At 63.2% G+C, this 14,083-nt stretch carries 16 protein-coding genes; 8 read left to right on the forward strand and 8 right to left on the reverse strand.

Annotated features, from left to right (window positions below; genetic code table 11):
- The first annotated feature begins 49 nt into the window (after positions 1 to 49).
- Positions 50 to 253, forward strand: coding sequence for a hypothetical protein (locus tag RM2_RS11365; RefSeq protein ID WP_072689158.1), 204 nt, complete (start codon positions 50 to 52; stop codon positions 251 to 253).
- Here RM2_RS11365 and RM2_RS11370 read toward each other — a convergent pair.
- From RM2_RS11370 to rfbA, 5 genes are all read right to left on the reverse strand, one after another.
- Positions 241 to 795: a hypothetical protein gene (locus RM2_RS11370; RefSeq protein ID WP_139277737.1), complete on the reverse strand. Its 555-nt coding sequence runs from the start codon at positions 793 to 795 to the stop codon at positions 241 to 243. The genes RM2_RS11365 and RM2_RS11370 overlap by 13 nt on opposite strands.
- 387 nt (positions 796 to 1,182) lie before the next feature.
- Positions 1,183 to 1,557: a CD225/dispanin family protein gene (locus RM2_RS11375; RefSeq protein WP_072689161.1), complete on the reverse strand. Its 375-nt coding sequence runs from the start codon at positions 1,555 to 1,557 to the stop codon at positions 1,183 to 1,185.
- Between the two features lie 335 nt (positions 1,558 to 1,892).
- Positions 1,893 to 2,366, reverse strand: coding sequence for a GIY-YIG nuclease family protein (locus tag RM2_RS11380; RefSeq protein ID WP_245813849.1), 474 nt, complete (start codon positions 2,364 to 2,366; stop codon positions 1,893 to 1,895).
- 88 nt (positions 2,367 to 2,454) lie between these two features.
- Positions 2,455 to 3,039 carry a dTDP-4-dehydrorhamnose 3,5-epimerase family protein gene (locus RM2_RS11385; RefSeq protein WP_072689163.1) on the reverse strand — a complete coding sequence of 195 codons (585 nt, stop codon included), beginning with the start codon at positions 3,037 to 3,039 and terminating at the stop codon, positions 2,455 to 2,457.
- A gap of 1 nt (position 3,040) precedes the next feature.
- The gene (gene rfbA / locus RM2_RS11390) at positions 3,041 to 3,916 is read right to left on the reverse strand and encodes a glucose-1-phosphate thymidylyltransferase RfbA (RefSeq protein WP_072689166.1); all 876 of its coding nucleotides are present in this window, start codon (positions 3,914 to 3,916) and stop codon (positions 3,041 to 3,043) included.
- Positions 3,917 to 3,979: 63 nt separating this feature from the next.
- Between rfbA and rfbB the strand changes: the two genes are divergently transcribed.
- Positions 3,980 to 4,984, forward strand: a complete 1,005-nt coding sequence (gene rfbB, locus RM2_RS11395) for a dTDP-glucose 4,6-dehydratase (protein WP_072689169.1) — start codon at positions 3,980 to 3,982, stop codon at positions 4,982 to 4,984.
- Between the two features lie 47 nt (positions 4,985 to 5,031).
- Here rfbB and RM2_RS11400 read toward each other — a convergent pair whose 3' ends face one another.
- On the reverse strand, positions 5,032 to 5,964 hold the full coding sequence (locus tag RM2_RS11400) for a lysylphosphatidylglycerol synthase transmembrane domain-containing protein (protein WP_072689171.1): 933 nt from the start codon (positions 5,962 to 5,964) through the stop codon (positions 5,032 to 5,034).
- 347 nt (positions 5,965 to 6,311) lie between these two features.
- Between RM2_RS11400 and RM2_RS11405 the strand changes: the two genes are divergently transcribed.
- The 4 genes from RM2_RS11405 to RM2_RS11410 all read left to right on the forward strand — a co-directional run bounded on the left by RM2_RS11405 (position 6,312) and on the right by RM2_RS11410 (position 10,021).
- A complete protein-coding gene (locus RM2_RS11405) occupies positions 6,312 to 7,814 on the forward strand; it encodes a SulP family inorganic anion transporter (protein WP_072689423.1) in 1,503 nt (500 codons plus the stop codon).
- Between the two features lie 218 nt (positions 7,815 to 8,032).
- Entirely contained in the window at positions 8,033 to 8,164 is a 132-nt protein-coding gene (locus tag RM2_RS25620) for a hypothetical protein (RefSeq protein WP_281250410.1), read from the forward strand.
- A 461-nt stretch (positions 8,165 to 8,625) separates the two neighbouring features.
- Complete coding sequence (locus RM2_RS24490; protein WP_169846715.1) at positions 8,626 to 9,288, forward strand: hypothetical protein; 663 nt, start codon at positions 8,626 to 8,628, stop codon at positions 9,286 to 9,288.
- 16 nt (positions 9,289 to 9,304) lie between these two features.
- The gene (locus RM2_RS11410; protein WP_169846716.1) at positions 9,305 to 10,021 is read left to right on the forward strand and encodes an RICIN domain-containing protein; all 717 of its coding nucleotides are present in this window, start codon (positions 9,305 to 9,307) and stop codon (positions 10,019 to 10,021) included.
- Positions 10,022 to 10,191: 170 nt separating this feature from the next.
- On the opposite strand, the gene RM2_RS11415 is transcribed toward RM2_RS11410, so the two are convergent.
- Complete coding sequence (locus tag RM2_RS11415; protein ID WP_072689175.1) at positions 10,192 to 10,920, reverse strand: DapH/DapD/GlmU-related protein; 729 nt, start codon at positions 10,918 to 10,920, stop codon at positions 10,192 to 10,194.
- A gap of 122 nt (positions 10,921 to 11,042) precedes the next feature.
- Here RM2_RS11415 and RM2_RS11420 point away from each other — a divergent pair, with 122 nt between their 5' ends.
- Positions 11,043 to 12,143, forward strand: a complete 1,101-nt coding sequence (locus RM2_RS11420) for a DegT/DnrJ/EryC1/StrS family aminotransferase (RefSeq protein ID WP_072689177.1) — start codon at positions 11,043 to 11,045, stop codon at positions 12,141 to 12,143.
- A complete protein-coding gene (locus RM2_RS11425) occupies positions 12,143 to 13,108 on the forward strand; it encodes a Gfo/Idh/MocA family protein (protein ID WP_072689179.1) in 966 nt (321 codons plus the stop codon). Before RM2_RS11420 ends, RM2_RS11425 begins: the two co-directional genes overlap by 1 nt.
- Here the strand turns inward: RM2_RS11425 and RM2_RS11430 are convergent.
- Positions 13,098 to 14,054, reverse strand: a complete 957-nt coding sequence (locus tag RM2_RS11430; RefSeq protein ID WP_072689182.1) for an NAD(P)/FAD-dependent oxidoreductase — start codon at positions 14,052 to 14,054, stop codon at positions 13,098 to 13,100. The genes RM2_RS11425 and RM2_RS11430 overlap by 11 nt on opposite strands.
- Between the last annotated feature and the right edge of the window lie 29 nt (positions 14,055 to 14,083).

Here is a 14,083-nt window from a genome sequence, read left to right on the forward strand (position 1 = left end):
GCCTGATCTCCGCGCCGCCAGCTCATTGGGTTGGTTTCGGCCTGAGCCGATGATCGCGGGGCATCGCACCCTCCTCAACGACTTCCCACGCGGACTGCAGTGCCTGGCGTCGATCGACTTCGATTCCAGCATCCTCGAGGTCGTGGTCGGCTACAAGCAGGTGGGCGTCGAGACTGCCGGCCAGGCATGGCCAGTTCGACCGGTGCCAGGCATGGACGAGGACATGCGACGGAAGAGAAGTCAATCGCGGTAGGGGTGCTCAGGCAGCGGATTGATGGTGTCACTGTCCCAAGTCACACGTTGGCCCTGACGAGCACCGACCACCTCGAGCGCGGGATTAGCGAGAATCGCCATGCTGGCGTCGGTGGATACTCCCACGTACGTCGACATCAAGTCGACTTCTGTTGCGACGCACCACGCGCGGTCCCGTGGCCACCAGATGTTGGGGCCCTCCCCTTGGAATTGGTTCAGCGCCGCGTGGACGGGGCCGTGGAACAGCAGCATCGATCGCTGGGGAAGGTGCAGGCGCGGGCCGTCAGGCAAAACTCCGTGAAAGGAGTTTCCCTCCCATACTCCGAACCAGCAATCGTCGGGGGTGCTGGTGAAGCCCTCCAATACGGCCGCCAGCGCCGACCGTTGCTTTGCAGGTAATCCGCCCATATCGGGCGCCTGGTCCCACAAGGGACTGTCGCCGGAGTCCTCAGCTCCCTTTGTGCCTGCTGCGAGAATTGATCCCCATTCCACCGTTTGGTGAATCACCGCATTGTTGCCGTCGGCGACCTCCTGCCAGGTCACCGCCGTCTCCACGATGCTCTTTTCTGTCTGCGTAACCCTGACAGCTGGGTGAAGAACCCGTGAGTACAACTCGAAATCGGGAGGTACAAGCGAACCCACCGTGTAGTCGAAGTTGCGCACGCTGTCGACGATCCATTGACCCGCTGAGATATCCGAGCAGATATCGTCGAGGCGCCAAACACGTTCATCCGGAACATGACAGGAAACGTGGCTACTCCAATGCGGTGGCCGAGCCCCCGATTCAAAACGGGGATTGATAGGTGTATTGCCCACAACCAGACGATGCCACAACCGATCTCACACCGAGACCGTTGAGCGGTCGATGAACGGACTGGCAGAGTCGATAAAGGCCTGTGGGGCAGGCATCAGACGCAGGCCGGCCCCTGGTCAGCCCCAATGCCTTCCGCGAATGCCGCCGTCGTCGCCGTTTGCGAGCAACACGATGGCGCCGATCGCGTACAGCACCAGGAACAGCAGCAGAAGTCCACCGAAGATCCACAGCGAGATCTGGCCCAGTCGGCGGACCCGGTCGGACGCATCCTGCGCCCCGGCGACGTCACCGCTGGCCCACAGTGGGTACACGTTGAACGCATGGGTGAAGGCCGAGAAGGCGAGCGGCCAGAAGAAGATGAGCGAGGTGACCGCCCAGCCCGCGTTGCTCGCGGGCCGCAGCGCAGCGGCGACCCGGTTGGTTGCGCCAGCCGGCGTAGCGGGTGATTCAGGGGGTTCGGTCGGCGTCGGATCATTGGTAGGAGAAGACATTGAGGCACTCCTGACGTGAGATTTCCGCAGTTCACGTTGTGTTTCTCTGTGAAGAGGAACTGGAATTCAAGAGTACGTCAGTTCCGGTGCGCTCGAGCGTCGATCGCCACCCGCGCACTGCCGCCGGACTTCCCACTGCCCGGTCTCGGCTCTCGACCGGCCGACTGCAAGATCGTACAAATCGCGATCTTGTTACCGGCCACCAACTCCAGGATTCGGGAGTGGCGGCAGTTCATCCGCGCGGCGCCTTGCGTCAGCTCGCGCCGTCTTCAGCTGCAGATAGAAAGGGTTACGTGAGTTGCCCTCCAGGTTGAGTGGAATGTCCAGGCTCGCGATCAGGCGTTCTTCCATCCCCAGGGTTCAGCGTGCTCGACCCACGATACGAGTGCGTTCTCAGACATCCACTGGGAGAGCAGCATCTCGCCTGTGACGAAGGTATACCGCGAACCTGAACCGACCCGACGGAGCTCGACGCCAATCTCCTCTGCCAGCAAGCAACCGAGCGTCAGCCTCAGAGTCGAACCGGCGGCGTTCCCCATGTAGTGCGTCTTGATCCTGCTCCGAAGATTCTGTTTGCTCGGAGGCTTCCCGTTGGTCGGTGGTCGTGAAGGGCTTATTCCGGTGTAGAGCAACGTCAGCCCCTCATTGACGATGCATCTGGACGTCTCGATCCCAGCGGGTAGCTTGCGGAACCACCAGCCATAGACACCTGGCAGGGTGGGGATCCGGCACGAGTCGCGCAGCACTTCTTCGCGCGTGTGTGGTGCGGCCGCCAGGTACTGCGCTGTCTCATCAAGCATGGTGCTCATTCGAGCATCTTGGCATGCAGGACCGACACCCTGGAATCGTATGGCTCTAGGTTCAGAGCCGTACTCAGGTCACCACGACCAGACCTCACTAACCGAATTTCGGTAACACGCCCGCGTCCAGGGCTTGCTTCAGAGACGGTGCGGCCAAGTCTTTCTCGGACAGCTGGAAGGTCAGCGGGGTGTCGTCCCGGCCCACCGTGGGCCAGTCGATTCCCAGGTCGGGATCGAGTGGGTGGACGTCGTGATCGAGTGCGGGGGTGTATTCGATCGAACACAGATACATCACGGTGGATGCGTCCTCGAGTGACAGGATCGCGTGGCCGAGGCCTGCAGGCAGGTAGACGGCGCGCCGCGCGACGTCGTCGATGAGCACGGAATCCCACTGCCCGAACGCGGGCGACCCGACTCGCAGGTCGACGATGACGTCGAGGAAGGCGCCCTTGACGCAGGTGACGTATTTCGCCTGCCCGGGCGGACTCTCGGTGAAGTGGATGCCGCGCAGCACACCGGCGGCCGACACGGAGCAGTTGGCCTGCGCGAGATCGAGACTGTGTCCCACGGCGGCCTCGAACTTGGAACCCTTGAACCATTCGAGGAACACGCCGCGGTCGTCGCCGAACTGCCGCGGGGTGATCTCCCAGGCGCCTGGGACTTTCAGTTCCCGATATTCCACGTCACCAGTCCTTGCCGCGCTCGAGGAGCTCGAGGAGGTAGTCGCCGTATCCCGACTTTCCGAGAGTTTCAGCGCGGGAGCATAATTCGTCGTCGGTGATGTATCCGCGCCGCCACGCGACCTCTTCGGGGACGCCAATCTTTAGCCCCTGTCGGTGTTCGAGAGTGCGCACGAAATTCGATGCCTCCAGCAACGAATCGACGGTGCCGGTGTCGAGCCAGGCGGTACCGCGGGGCAGCACCTCGACCTTCAGGCGCCCGGCCTGCAGGTAGGCCCGGTTGATGTCGGTGATCTCGTATTCACCACGGTCCGACGGCGTCAACGACCGCGCGATCGACACGACGTCGTTGTCGTAGAAGTAGAGGCCGGGAATCGAGAAGTGCGACTTCGGCGTGGCGGGCTTCTCCTCGATGGAAATCGCCCTGCCGGTGTCGTCGAATTCGACCACACCGTAGGAACTGGGATCGGACACCCGGTAGGCGAACACGGCGCCCCCGTCGATGTTCTCGAAGCGGTTGAGCCGGGAACCTAGCCCTGGACCGTAGAAGATGTTGTCGCCGAGCACGAGGGACACCGACTCGTTGCCGATGTGGTCGGCGCCGAGCGTAAATGCTTGCGCCAGACCGTTCGGCTCCTCCTGCACCACGTACGTGAGGTTCACGCCGAACTGGGAACCGTCTCCGAGCAGCAGGCGAAACTGCTCGGCGTCGTGTGGAGTGGTGATCACGAGGATGTCCCGGATGCCGGCCAGCATGAGGGTGGAGAGCGGGTAGTAGATCATCGGCTTGTCATAGACCGGGACCAGCTGCTTGCTCACTGCGAGAGTGATCGGGTGCAGCCGGGACCCTGTGCCGCCCGCCAGGATGATTCCGCGCATATGCGCAGTGTTCCAGTGTTCGTTGCGGATAGAAACTCGGACGCGCCACTAAGCTAGGTGCACATGAGGCTTCTCGTGACAGGTGGCGCCGGGTTCATCGGTGCGAACTTCGTGCACCAGACGGTCGCCGAACGCCCCGACGTCCAGGTGACCGTGCTCGACGCGCTGACGTACGCAGGCAATCGGAACTCGCTCGACCCGGTGGCGAACCGCATCGAGTTCGTGCACGGCGATGTGGCCGATGTCGCTTTGGTCGATCGTCTGGCCGCCGGTTCGGACGCGGTGGTCCATTTCGCCGCGGAGTCGCACAACGACAATTCGCTGGCAGATCCGACGGCATTCATGCACACGAATGTGATGGGTACGTTCTCGTTGCTCCAAGCGGTGCGCGCGCATGACCTCCGTTACCACCACATCTCCACCGACGAGGTGTACGGCGACCTCGAACTCGACGACCCCGAGCGGTTCACGGAGTCGACCGCCTACAACCCGTCCAGCCCCTACTCGGCGACCAAGGCGTCGAGCGATCTGCTGGTGCGGGCCTGGGCGCGGTCATTCGGTGTCCGCGCCACCCTGTCGAACTGTTCCAACAACTACGGCCCGTATCAGCACGTGGAGAAGTTCATTCCGCGTCAGATCACCAACCTGATCGACGGGGTGCGTCCGCGGTTATACGGCCGCGGACGGAACGTGCGCGACTGGATTCATGTGGACGATCACAACTCCGCGGTGTGGACGATCCTCGAGAAGGGGAGCCTCGGGCAGACGTATCTGATCGGCGCGGACGGTGAGGTCGACAACCGGACCGTCGTCGGAACGCTCCTCGAACTGTTCGGTCGCCCCGCCGACGATCTCGACTTCGTCACCGACCGGCCGGGCCATGACCTTCGTTACGCGATCGACTCGACGCGACTGCGCACGGAGTTGGGTTGGACGCCGCGGTACGGGGATTTCCGCAGCGGGCTCGAGTCAACTGTGCAGTGGTACCGCGACAACGAGTCCTGGTGGCGCGCGCAGAAGGAACCCGTGGAGAAGGGGTATGCGAGCAGGGAGTCCGTAATCGGCTGAGTGGGTGAACGGCGAGGCGTGATCGGCTGAGGCCGGGTCTGCCATCGCTACGACGGTGCTGGCACCCGCGAGTCTTCACGGACGAGTGCGTTGCGCAGGACCCGCGACCCGGAGAGGGCGGCGACGAGTCCGGCGAACACCTCGCACAGGGTGAAGATCAAGCGCGAGGCTAGGGCAAGCCCGAGTGCGACGCCGCTGTCCATGAACGGGGAGAGAGCCGCGACGATGACGGCCTCGCGCACCCCGATTCCGGACGGTGCGATGACCACCAGCACGCCGGCGACCATACCGAGCGCGAGGGCGCCGATGCACCGCATGAGGGTGCCTGCCTCGAATCCTGCAGAACTGGACGCCAGCAACCACAGGTGGATGCCGTAGAGCACCCAGCTGATGGCGCACCACCCAAGGGCCAGCGCGATCTTGGGCATGGCCAACTGCCTCTGCAGCGGCCCACGGCGCAGGATCCGCAACGCCAGGTTCACCAGGCGGGTGAGGACGGGCGGGTAGCAGCAGATGAGAGCAACCGGAACGAGCGCGATCACCGCGACCGCTGCGAAAGTGCTGATCTGGAACAGGGCAGGCAGAGCAAGCAGGCCCACGACTAGTGCCGACGTAATGCTCAGACCGACAGTGACGAGCACGGCGACGAATCCGTTGGCCCGCGATACCCCGGCCCGGCGCACGAGTTCGGTCTGCAGGACGAAGGCCCACACACTGCCGGGCAAGTACTTGCCGAGTTGACCGACCAGGTAGCAGCGGGCGGCGTCGAACGCGGGTATCGGGTGCTCGAGGGCGCCAAGCGCGTGCTGCCACGCCCGCACCGCGGCGCCCATTCCGAGGAAGACGAACACGGCGGAGACAGCGAGCGCCCACCAGTCCAGGTTCGTGATCGTGTTCCGGACCTCACTCCACTGCGACTTCACCGCGACGCCGACGGCCACCACGATCGCGAGGGTGACGAGACCGCGCACCGCATTCATCAGGAGGGTTCGGCCGTCGCGTGTTGGGGTGGCTCGAGGCTCGACGCTCACAATCGACCACCCCTCACGTCAGTGCGCTGCGACGTGCAGTGCGCCCTACGACGATAGCAATCAGGGAGTGCAGATCCGGCGAGTGGAACTCCTCTCCGACGGGAGAGTAGAGTCCGCTCGGTCGAATGTGAACACCAAGCCCCGCCTTATGTGCGGGCCGACGAAGTGCGGTGCACCGTCGCGAACACCGTCGGGTCGCACTGTCGGCCGCGATAATTCCTCGTCCGAGGCGCAGTGTCGCGCCGGACGAACACCTAGTGGCATCGGCGTCCCCGCGCCGTGCGAACGGAGTTTTGATGTCAGTACGACACCCCGACACACTTCCCGACGAAGGGTCGGTGCGTGCCGCGCTGAGATCTCCACGCAGGCTGAAGACCGAGGCACTTGCCGGTGTCGTGGTCGCGCTTGCGCTCATTCCGGAGGCGATCTCGTTCTCCATCATCGCCGGTGTAGATCCCCGGGTGGGGTTGTTCGCCTCCTTCACCATGGCCGTGACCATCGCCTTCGTGGGTGGACGTCCCGCGATGATCTCGGCCGCGACCGGGGCGATCGCCCTGGTGGTGGCGCCGCTGTCTCGGGAATACGGCCTGGACTATCTCATCGCCGCAGTGCTGCTGGCAGGGGTGCTGCAGATCGTCCTGAGCCTGGTCGGAGTGGCGAAACTGATGCGGTTCATCCCGCGCAGCGTCATGACCGGATTCGTCAACGCCCTCGCGATCCTGATCTTCACCGCTCAGTTGCCCCACCTGATCGACGTGCCCGCGCTGGTCTACCCGATGGTCGCTGTCGGACTGCTGATCATGGTGTTCCTGCCCAGATTCACCAAGGCAGTTCCCGCGCCCTTGGTGGCCATCGTGCTGTTGACAGTCGCTACGGTCGTGTTCGCGCTAAACGTCCCGAACGTCGGTGACGAGGGCGAACTCCCCTCAAGCCTGCCCTCCTGGCTCATCCCGGACGTGCCGATGAACTTGGACACGCTGTCGATCATCGCCCCCTATGCCCTGGCGATGGCGCTGGTCGGGCTGCTCGAATCGTTGATGACGGCGAAACTCGTCGACGACATCACCGACTCGCATTCGGACAAGACGCGGGAGGGCTGGGGTCAGGGGGTCGCGAACCTGGTCACTGGACTGTTCGGTGGCATGGGCGGGTGCGCGATGATCGGCCAGACCATGATCAACGTGAAGGTTTCCGGTGCCCGCACCCGGATCTCGACGTTCCTCGCGGGAGTATTTCTCCTGGTGTTGGTGGTCGGATTGGGCGACGTTGTCGCACTGATTCCGATGGCAGCCCTGGTCGCGGTCATGATCATGGTCTCGGTCGGCACCATGGACTGGCACAGCATCACACCGAAAACGCTGCGGCGGATGCCCCGGAGCGAGACGACGGTGATGCTCGCGACGGTCGCCGTGACCGTCGTCACCCACAACCTGGCCTACGGGGTCTTCGTCGGCGTCGTCACCGCGATGGTGCTCTTCGCCCGCCGGGTTGCTCACCTGACCGAGGTCGTCGACATCGCACACCCCGACGACGACACCCGGGTCTATGCGGTGCGCGGGGAACTCTTCTTCGCCTCGAGCAACGATCTGATCTACCAGTTCGACTATGTCGGGGATCCGCAGAACGTGGTGATCGACATGTCCGGCTCACACATCTGGGATGCCTCCACGGTGGCCACGCTCGACGCGATCACCACCAAGTATGCGTCCAAGGGAAAGAACGTCGAGATCGTCGGTCTCAACTCGGCCTCCGCAGACCGTCACGTACGACTGAGCAGCCGGATGGGCGCCGACCATTAGGCGTCGATCCGAGTCGTCGAGGCCAGTGCAGGGCTACGAGTGCGTCCGCAAGTCCCGGATACCCCGGATACCCCGGATACCCCGGGTCCTCGGCGGGGACTTTCTCGATGCTCTTACGGGCGGCCGCTTTGCGATTCTGCGCCAGATCGACCTGCGCGCGTTGGAGTAGCGCTCGGTGCCTCACCTCCGGTCCTCGACTGCGGAGGCGAAGCGCCTCCTTGAAATTCTCGCGTGCGACGTGTGCTAACCACGGCGGTGCACGGGAGTTGGTCGCCGATGTGCTGCCGGAGGCGTTCCTGGGGGTGACGTTCCTCTCCTGCCAGGAGGTTCAGGAGTTGTGGTCGAGCTGACGACAGTTCGGGAATCGCCATGACCTGCGAAACTAGTGACTCGTCGGGATACCGGCGGATTTGTCTCGGGATAGCGCAGCAGGGAGACCGACAACTGCGGAGCATGGGTATCGCGATTTTCCGTATGTGGTTGTTATTCAATCGGGTTCGACGCTGGCGGCTTGCTCGATCGTGGTGGTCACCGAGACAACGCTGTCCGTCTGCTGGCTGTGTTCACCCCGTCCGATCGGGGGACACCCGGCTGGTCCGATACGGGGTCTGTTCGGGGGATAGACGCGGCCGGAAAGTGCGGCAACACTTCATCGAGGTGGTGCACGTCGGGATGCCACCGGATTTCGTCTCGGGCTATACGGCAGAGGAATGAATAAGTAAGTGTCACCTTGCAGAGGTCGACGATGCGTGAACCACCTCGCCGCCTGATCCGATCTATTCTAGTCAACTCCGAGTCTGAGGTGAGTTTCGTGAATCGAAGCGAGTGGTCAAGAGCTGCGGTCGTGGCAATCCTGTCTGCAGGAGTCCTGCCGTTCGTGCATGCCACCGCACAAGCCGCTGACGATCCCGTCACCGGAGAAGGCGGTACCGTCCATTCGGAGACAAAATTCAAGGTCAGTTGTGGAGCATTTGCCAACGGGGGTACGGCTACTACGGGATTTAACGGACCGGTCGATGATCTCTTCACGAACACTGCAACTGGTGTCACGAATGAGATGGGCATTCGAGCCATCTTTCCGAAATCGGCGCCTGCTGGGCAAACATTTACCTATGCTCTTGACTTTGACCCCATAAAAATCACCACGGATAATTTCGAAAGCGGGAGCGGTGCCAAAAATAATGCCATATCCCGCGCTACGCGGATGAAGCTCGATGTCGATATCCCAAAGGGGACCGACTTCGTGTCCGCCGAACTGGAGAATGTTCCGGACGCAATTTCAGGTTCTTCATCAAAATTTCCAAACGAAATTATTCGCGTCAATGACAAGGGAGTCGAGTCGCAAACAGGGAATCACCTGCGAGTGGCACTCAATAACGCTACAGAGCAGAGAACGACAAACGGAACGGTCACCAATAATGGACCCAAGGCTTCAGGGCAGGATGTGGGGGGGATGGACCGTCGACAGGTTTAATAGCGAAAACGAACTGTTGATCAATTTTCCCACCATCAAAGTTACGGTAAAAGCCGATTCCCTGGGAGACGTGAGTCCAAGCATCAGAGTCGGCAAGAATGCGAACGAATACAACAATGCGAGTAACTTCTTTACTTTCTTGACACGCAATGCAGTCGACACTCAGATCTACCCGAATTCCGGATTTCATAGTATTCGCTGTTCGCCTCGCGACACGCCGGATTATCCCGTGAATGATGGTGCGCGGCCGTTGCCGTCGATCGAGTCCTCTATTTACGGTTTGGACGGTCGGGTGCTCGACATTCTCGACAACGGAACTGCCGCGGGCACTAATGTGCAAATGTGGGACTACACGGGTGCGGAGAACCAGCAGTGGATGCTGAAGGATAATGGGCAGATCGTCAACCCACACACAGGGAAATGCTTGGATGTGTTCCCCACGGCCACGAATTCCCCTTCATATATTAGTGGCGGCAGCAACGGCGAACGGGTCGCGATCAACGACTGTGCAACGACGGACCAGTTGCGGATAACAGATTATGCGGCCCAGCGCTGGAGCGTCGACGATGCGGTGATCGACGGCAGGTCGGCCGGTGGCGCCATCGTCAACAATGCTAAGGCCGGCAAATGCCTGGATGTCACCGACGGTGAATCCGCCAACGGCACACGGTTGCAAATCTGGGACTGCACCGGCGGGCCCAACCAGCAATTCAACTTCGCTCCCCAGGCATGAGCGATCCCGCCTCATGAGGTAGTGCCGGCGATTCGATCGGGGATCGGTGCCCGAGGTTCTGCGGTTGCAGGCCTCGGGCACCGGCGGGTCTGTCCCATAAATGGGCATGGTCTCGGGTGGACCGGGTGCCGGAGACCCACCCGTTCGCCACCTAGTAGTAATCGGCAATCTCACCGGAAACTTGTGACGAGCGGCTTGACCGCCAGATCCCTCCACCAGCCGAACGCCTCGGCGAGCGACTCCGGGAGGTCCGCGTGTGCACCCGGGCTTCCCGGGGCGTATAACGCCTCCACGGCCGCGATGTCGGCTTCGGCGATCCCGATCCGCGCCATGCCCATGCGGTTTGCGCCGCGCAGGGTGACCGGGTTGCCGAACACCGTGGCGAACGGCGGAATGTCCTTGGCAATCACCGATCCCATCCCCACCATTGCGCGGTCACCGATGACGCGACGCTGGTGAATCACCGTGTTTATCCCGAGATTGACGCCGTCGCCCATGGTCACGTGTCCGCCGAAAGTAGTTGACGGCGCGATGGTGCAGTCCTCGCCGATCTGTACATCGTGCGCCACCGAGATACGGTTCATCACGAAGCCGCCGCGCCCGATCCTCGTCGTCCGCTCGGCTCCCTGGTGTACCGCGCTCAATTCGCGGATCACCGTTCCCGCGCCGATAACCACCCCCTTGTGGGGGCTGGCCTCTTTCCACGTCCGGGGATGTACCTTCCCGATCCACTCGGGCGGCGCCCCGAGAGTGACATGGGCGCCGATCCAGCAGTCGTCACCGATGTCGAGTGGTCCGGTGAGGACGGCGTAGGGCCCGATGCTCACCCGGTTGCCGATAGTCACTTCGTCGCCGATCACGACGGTGGGGTGGATTTCGCAGCTATCACCGATGGTCATGAAAGAATCGGGGTTCCTTTCACTAGCCGTGAGGCGGTGGGAGCCTTCACGTTGTTGTACGTTTCATGTTGTTGCACTCTGTGGAGACGGCGTGAATTAAACATCAATCTAGCGGAGGCACAGTGATCGCGATCTCGAGTATTTCTTTTGGAGAGGACGTCGAGCGTGAGGTCCTCGACACTCTCCGATCCGGCGTGGTCGCGCAGGGGCCGAAGGTTGCCAGGTTCGAGGAAGGGTTCGCCGATCTCGTCGGTACTCGACATGCCGTCGCTGTGAACAATGGCACCACCGCGCTGATCGCGGCCCTGCGGGTGCAGGATCTCGAGCCGGGCGACGAAGTGCTCACCACCCCGTTCACGTTCGTAGCCACCCTCAACGCGATCCTCGAGTCCGGGGCGACGGCACGGTTCGCAGACATCACGGAGGCCGATTTCGCCCTCGACCCCGACATTGCGTCACAGTGCGTGAACGAGCGCACCAAGGTGCTTCTCCCGGTGCATCTGTACGGGCAGGCAGCCGACATGGGGACGCTGATGCCGCTCGCGGAGTCGCGGGGGCTGACGGTGATCGAGGATGCGGCCCAGGCGCACGGGGCCACGTTCGAGGGCCGGGGCGCAGGTAGCTTCGGGCTCGGGTGTTTCTCGTTCTACGCCACCAAGAATCTCACCACCGCTGAGGGCGGGATGATCACCACCGATGACGACGCCGTCGCGGATCGGCTGCGAGTACTGCGAAACCAGGGCATGCGGCGGCGCTACGAGTACGAGATGGTGGGCCAGAACTTTCGGATGACGGATCTTCAGGCCAGTCTCGGGCTGCCGCAACTGGGTTCCTACCGAGAACAGGTGGAGGCGCGCCGACGTAACGCCGAGGCATTGCGAACCGGCCTGAAGGACGTCGACGGTCTCCGTCTGCCTTCGGAAATCGCCGGTCGTGGGCACGTGTGGCATCAGTTCACCGTGACACTCGGCGACGATGCGCCGATCGACCGCGACACCCTCGCGCAGCGACTGCTCGAGCGTGAAGTCGGCAGCGGGGTGTACTACCCACGGACCGCCTACGACTACGACTGCTACCGCGAGCATCCCAGGGTGATCGTCGAGGACACCCCGGTCGCGACATCGGTGGCGCGCCGATGCCTCAGCCTGCCAGTCCACGCGGCGCTGTCCACCGGCGAGATAGATCAGATCGTCGCAGCCGTGCGCGAAGCGATGGGGGCATGATGACGACGAATCGACCAAGGATCGCGCTCGTGGGGTCCGGCAAGATGGGTTCATTGCACGCGCGCGTCCTCACGCAGTCTCCCCTGTGCGATCTGGCCCTGCTGGTCGAGCCTCACGAGGAACGGGGCCGGGAGGCGGCGGAACGGTTCGACACCACCTGGGCCGCGGATTTCGACGACCTCGCCGGGATCGACGCCGTCGTCGTCGCGGCGGCGACTCCCGCGCATTACGACGTGGCGGGCCGAATTCTGGATCTAGGCAAGCCACTGCTCGTCGAGAAGCCGCTCGCCGCAACGTACGAGGAGAGTACCGACCTCGTGAAGCGGTCCGCCGCCACCGGAGTGCCGCTGATGTGCGGTCTGCTTGAGCGGTTCAACCCGGCGGTCCGGACCGCACGCGAGTTTGCCAGCGATGTATGGCAGGTCAACGGTATTCGGCACTCGCCGTTCGTTTCCCGCATCCCTACGGGCGTCGCGACCGACCTCCTGATTCACGATGTCGACCTCGCGATCGGATTCGTCGGATCACAGCCCGTCGGAGCGAAGGGCGAATTCGGCTACTTCCACGACAGCTCGGTGCGCAACGAGGCGGAGGATTGCGCCGAGGCTGTGCTGCGTTTCGAATCCGGTGCGGTGGCGACCATTTCGGCCAGCCGGGTGAGTCAGCGGAAAATCCGGCAGTTGTCGCTGCTCGAGTCAGGCCGGCTGATCGAAATCGATCTCTTGCGCCGTGACATCACGATCTACAAGCACATCGATGACAACCTCCCCGCTGACCGGGACGGTTACCAGCAGCAGACGGTGATCGAGATCCCGACCATCCGCTACAGCGAGGAACCCCTCGCCGCCCAGCTCGCGCATTTCATCGGGCTGATCGGCGGCGAGGGTGATCCCGGTGTGGAACGCGATTCGATCCTGCCCGCGCATCGCGTGGTCCACGAGGTGACCGTGTCGGCTAACAGCTGAGCTTGGCCTCGACCGCCAGGCGCGTGTCTTCCTCGATGAGGTTGCCGTTGATTGCTGCGGCCGCGTTCAGGCCCGCGGCGGCAGCGGTGATCACCTGCGCCTTCCAATCGGTCACGTTGCCGGCCACCCACACCCCCGGAATCGCTGTGGCGCCGGTGGCGTCCGAGGCGATGGCGGTGCCGACGACGTGCCCGGCCATCTCCTGATCGGTGGCCTCGAGGCCGAGGCTCTCCAGGACCTCGGAGCGAGCCGCGAACGCCGCCGTGACCACCACGGCCGCTAGCGGGAACACCTGGCCGGTGTGCATGCGGACACCGGCCAGTCGGTCGCCGGTCACCTGGAGTCCCGCCACCGCGCCGTCGACGACTGCGATGCCGCGCGCGGCAAGTCGGTCGAACTCGTGGGAGGTGGGTTCGATCGCATCGCCCAGGAACAACGTCACGTCGTCGGTCCACTGTCGCCACATCAGCGCTTGGTGAATGGCTAACGGGCCGGTGGCCAGGACGCCGACCGGCTGGTCGCGGATCTCCCAACCGTGGCAGTAGGGGCAGTGGAGAACGTCGCGTCCCCAGCGCTCGGCCAGCCCGGGAATATCGGGGAGTTCGTCGACGAGGCCGGTGGTCACCAGGAGTCTGCGCGCGAGCACCGCCTTTCCGTCGGCGAGGACCACCCGGAACGTCCCGTCCCCCAAAGGTTCGGCCGACGTGACTGTCCCGGTCATGACCTCACCGCCGTAAGCGGACACCTCATCGCGCCCGCTCATCAGCAGTTCACCGGGAGGTGTGCCCTCGCGGCCAAGATAGTTGTGGATGTGCTCGGCGGGCGCGTTGCGTGGGTCGCCCGCGTCGATCACCAGCACCGTCCGGCGCGCCCGCGACAGCGCCAACGCCCCGCTGAGTCCGGCCGCGCCGCCGCCGATGACCACTACCTCGTAACTGTCTTCCACCGCGTTCTCCTTTGTTCGTGGGTTCTGCG

It is taken from the genome of Rhodococcus marinonascens NBRC 14363 (assembly GCF_001894885.1).
GTDB lineage: Bacteria > Actinomycetota > Actinomycetes > Mycobacteriales > Mycobacteriaceae > Rhodococcus_F > Rhodococcus_F marinonascens.

Coding starts and splice junctions, on each gene's coding strand:
- rfbB (WP_072689169.1), top strand. CDS start 3,980: ATGAGGCTTCTCGTGACAGGTGGCGCCGGGTTCATCGGTGCGAACTTC.
- RM2_RS11365 (WP_072689158.1), top strand. CDS start 50: ATGATCGCGGGGCATCGCACCCTCCTCAACGACTTCCCACGCGGACTG.
- rfbA (WP_072689166.1), bottom strand. CDS start 3,916: ATGCGCGGAATCATCCTGGCGGGCGGCACAGGGTCCCGGCTGCACCCG.
- RM2_RS11415 (WP_072689175.1), bottom strand. CDS start 10,920: ATGACCATCGGTGATAGCTGCGAAATCCACCCCACCGTCGTGATCGGC.
- RM2_RS11375 (WP_072689161.1), bottom strand. CDS start 1,557: ATGTCTTCTCCTACCAATGATCCGACGCCGACCGAACCCCCTGAATCA.
- RM2_RS11425 (WP_072689179.1), top strand. CDS start 12,143: ATGACGACGAATCGACCAAGGATCGCGCTCGTGGGGTCCGGCAAGATG.
- RM2_RS11400 (WP_072689171.1), bottom strand. CDS start 5,964: ATGAATGCGGTGCGCGGTCTCGTCACCCTCGCGATCGTGGTGGCCGTC.
- RM2_RS11405 (WP_072689423.1), top strand. CDS start 6,312: ATGTCAGTACGACACCCCGACACACTTCCCGACGAAGGGTCGGTGCGT.
- RM2_RS11380 (WP_245813849.1), bottom strand. CDS start 2,366: ATGAGCACCATGCTTGATGAGACAGCGCAGTACCTGGCGGCCGCACCA.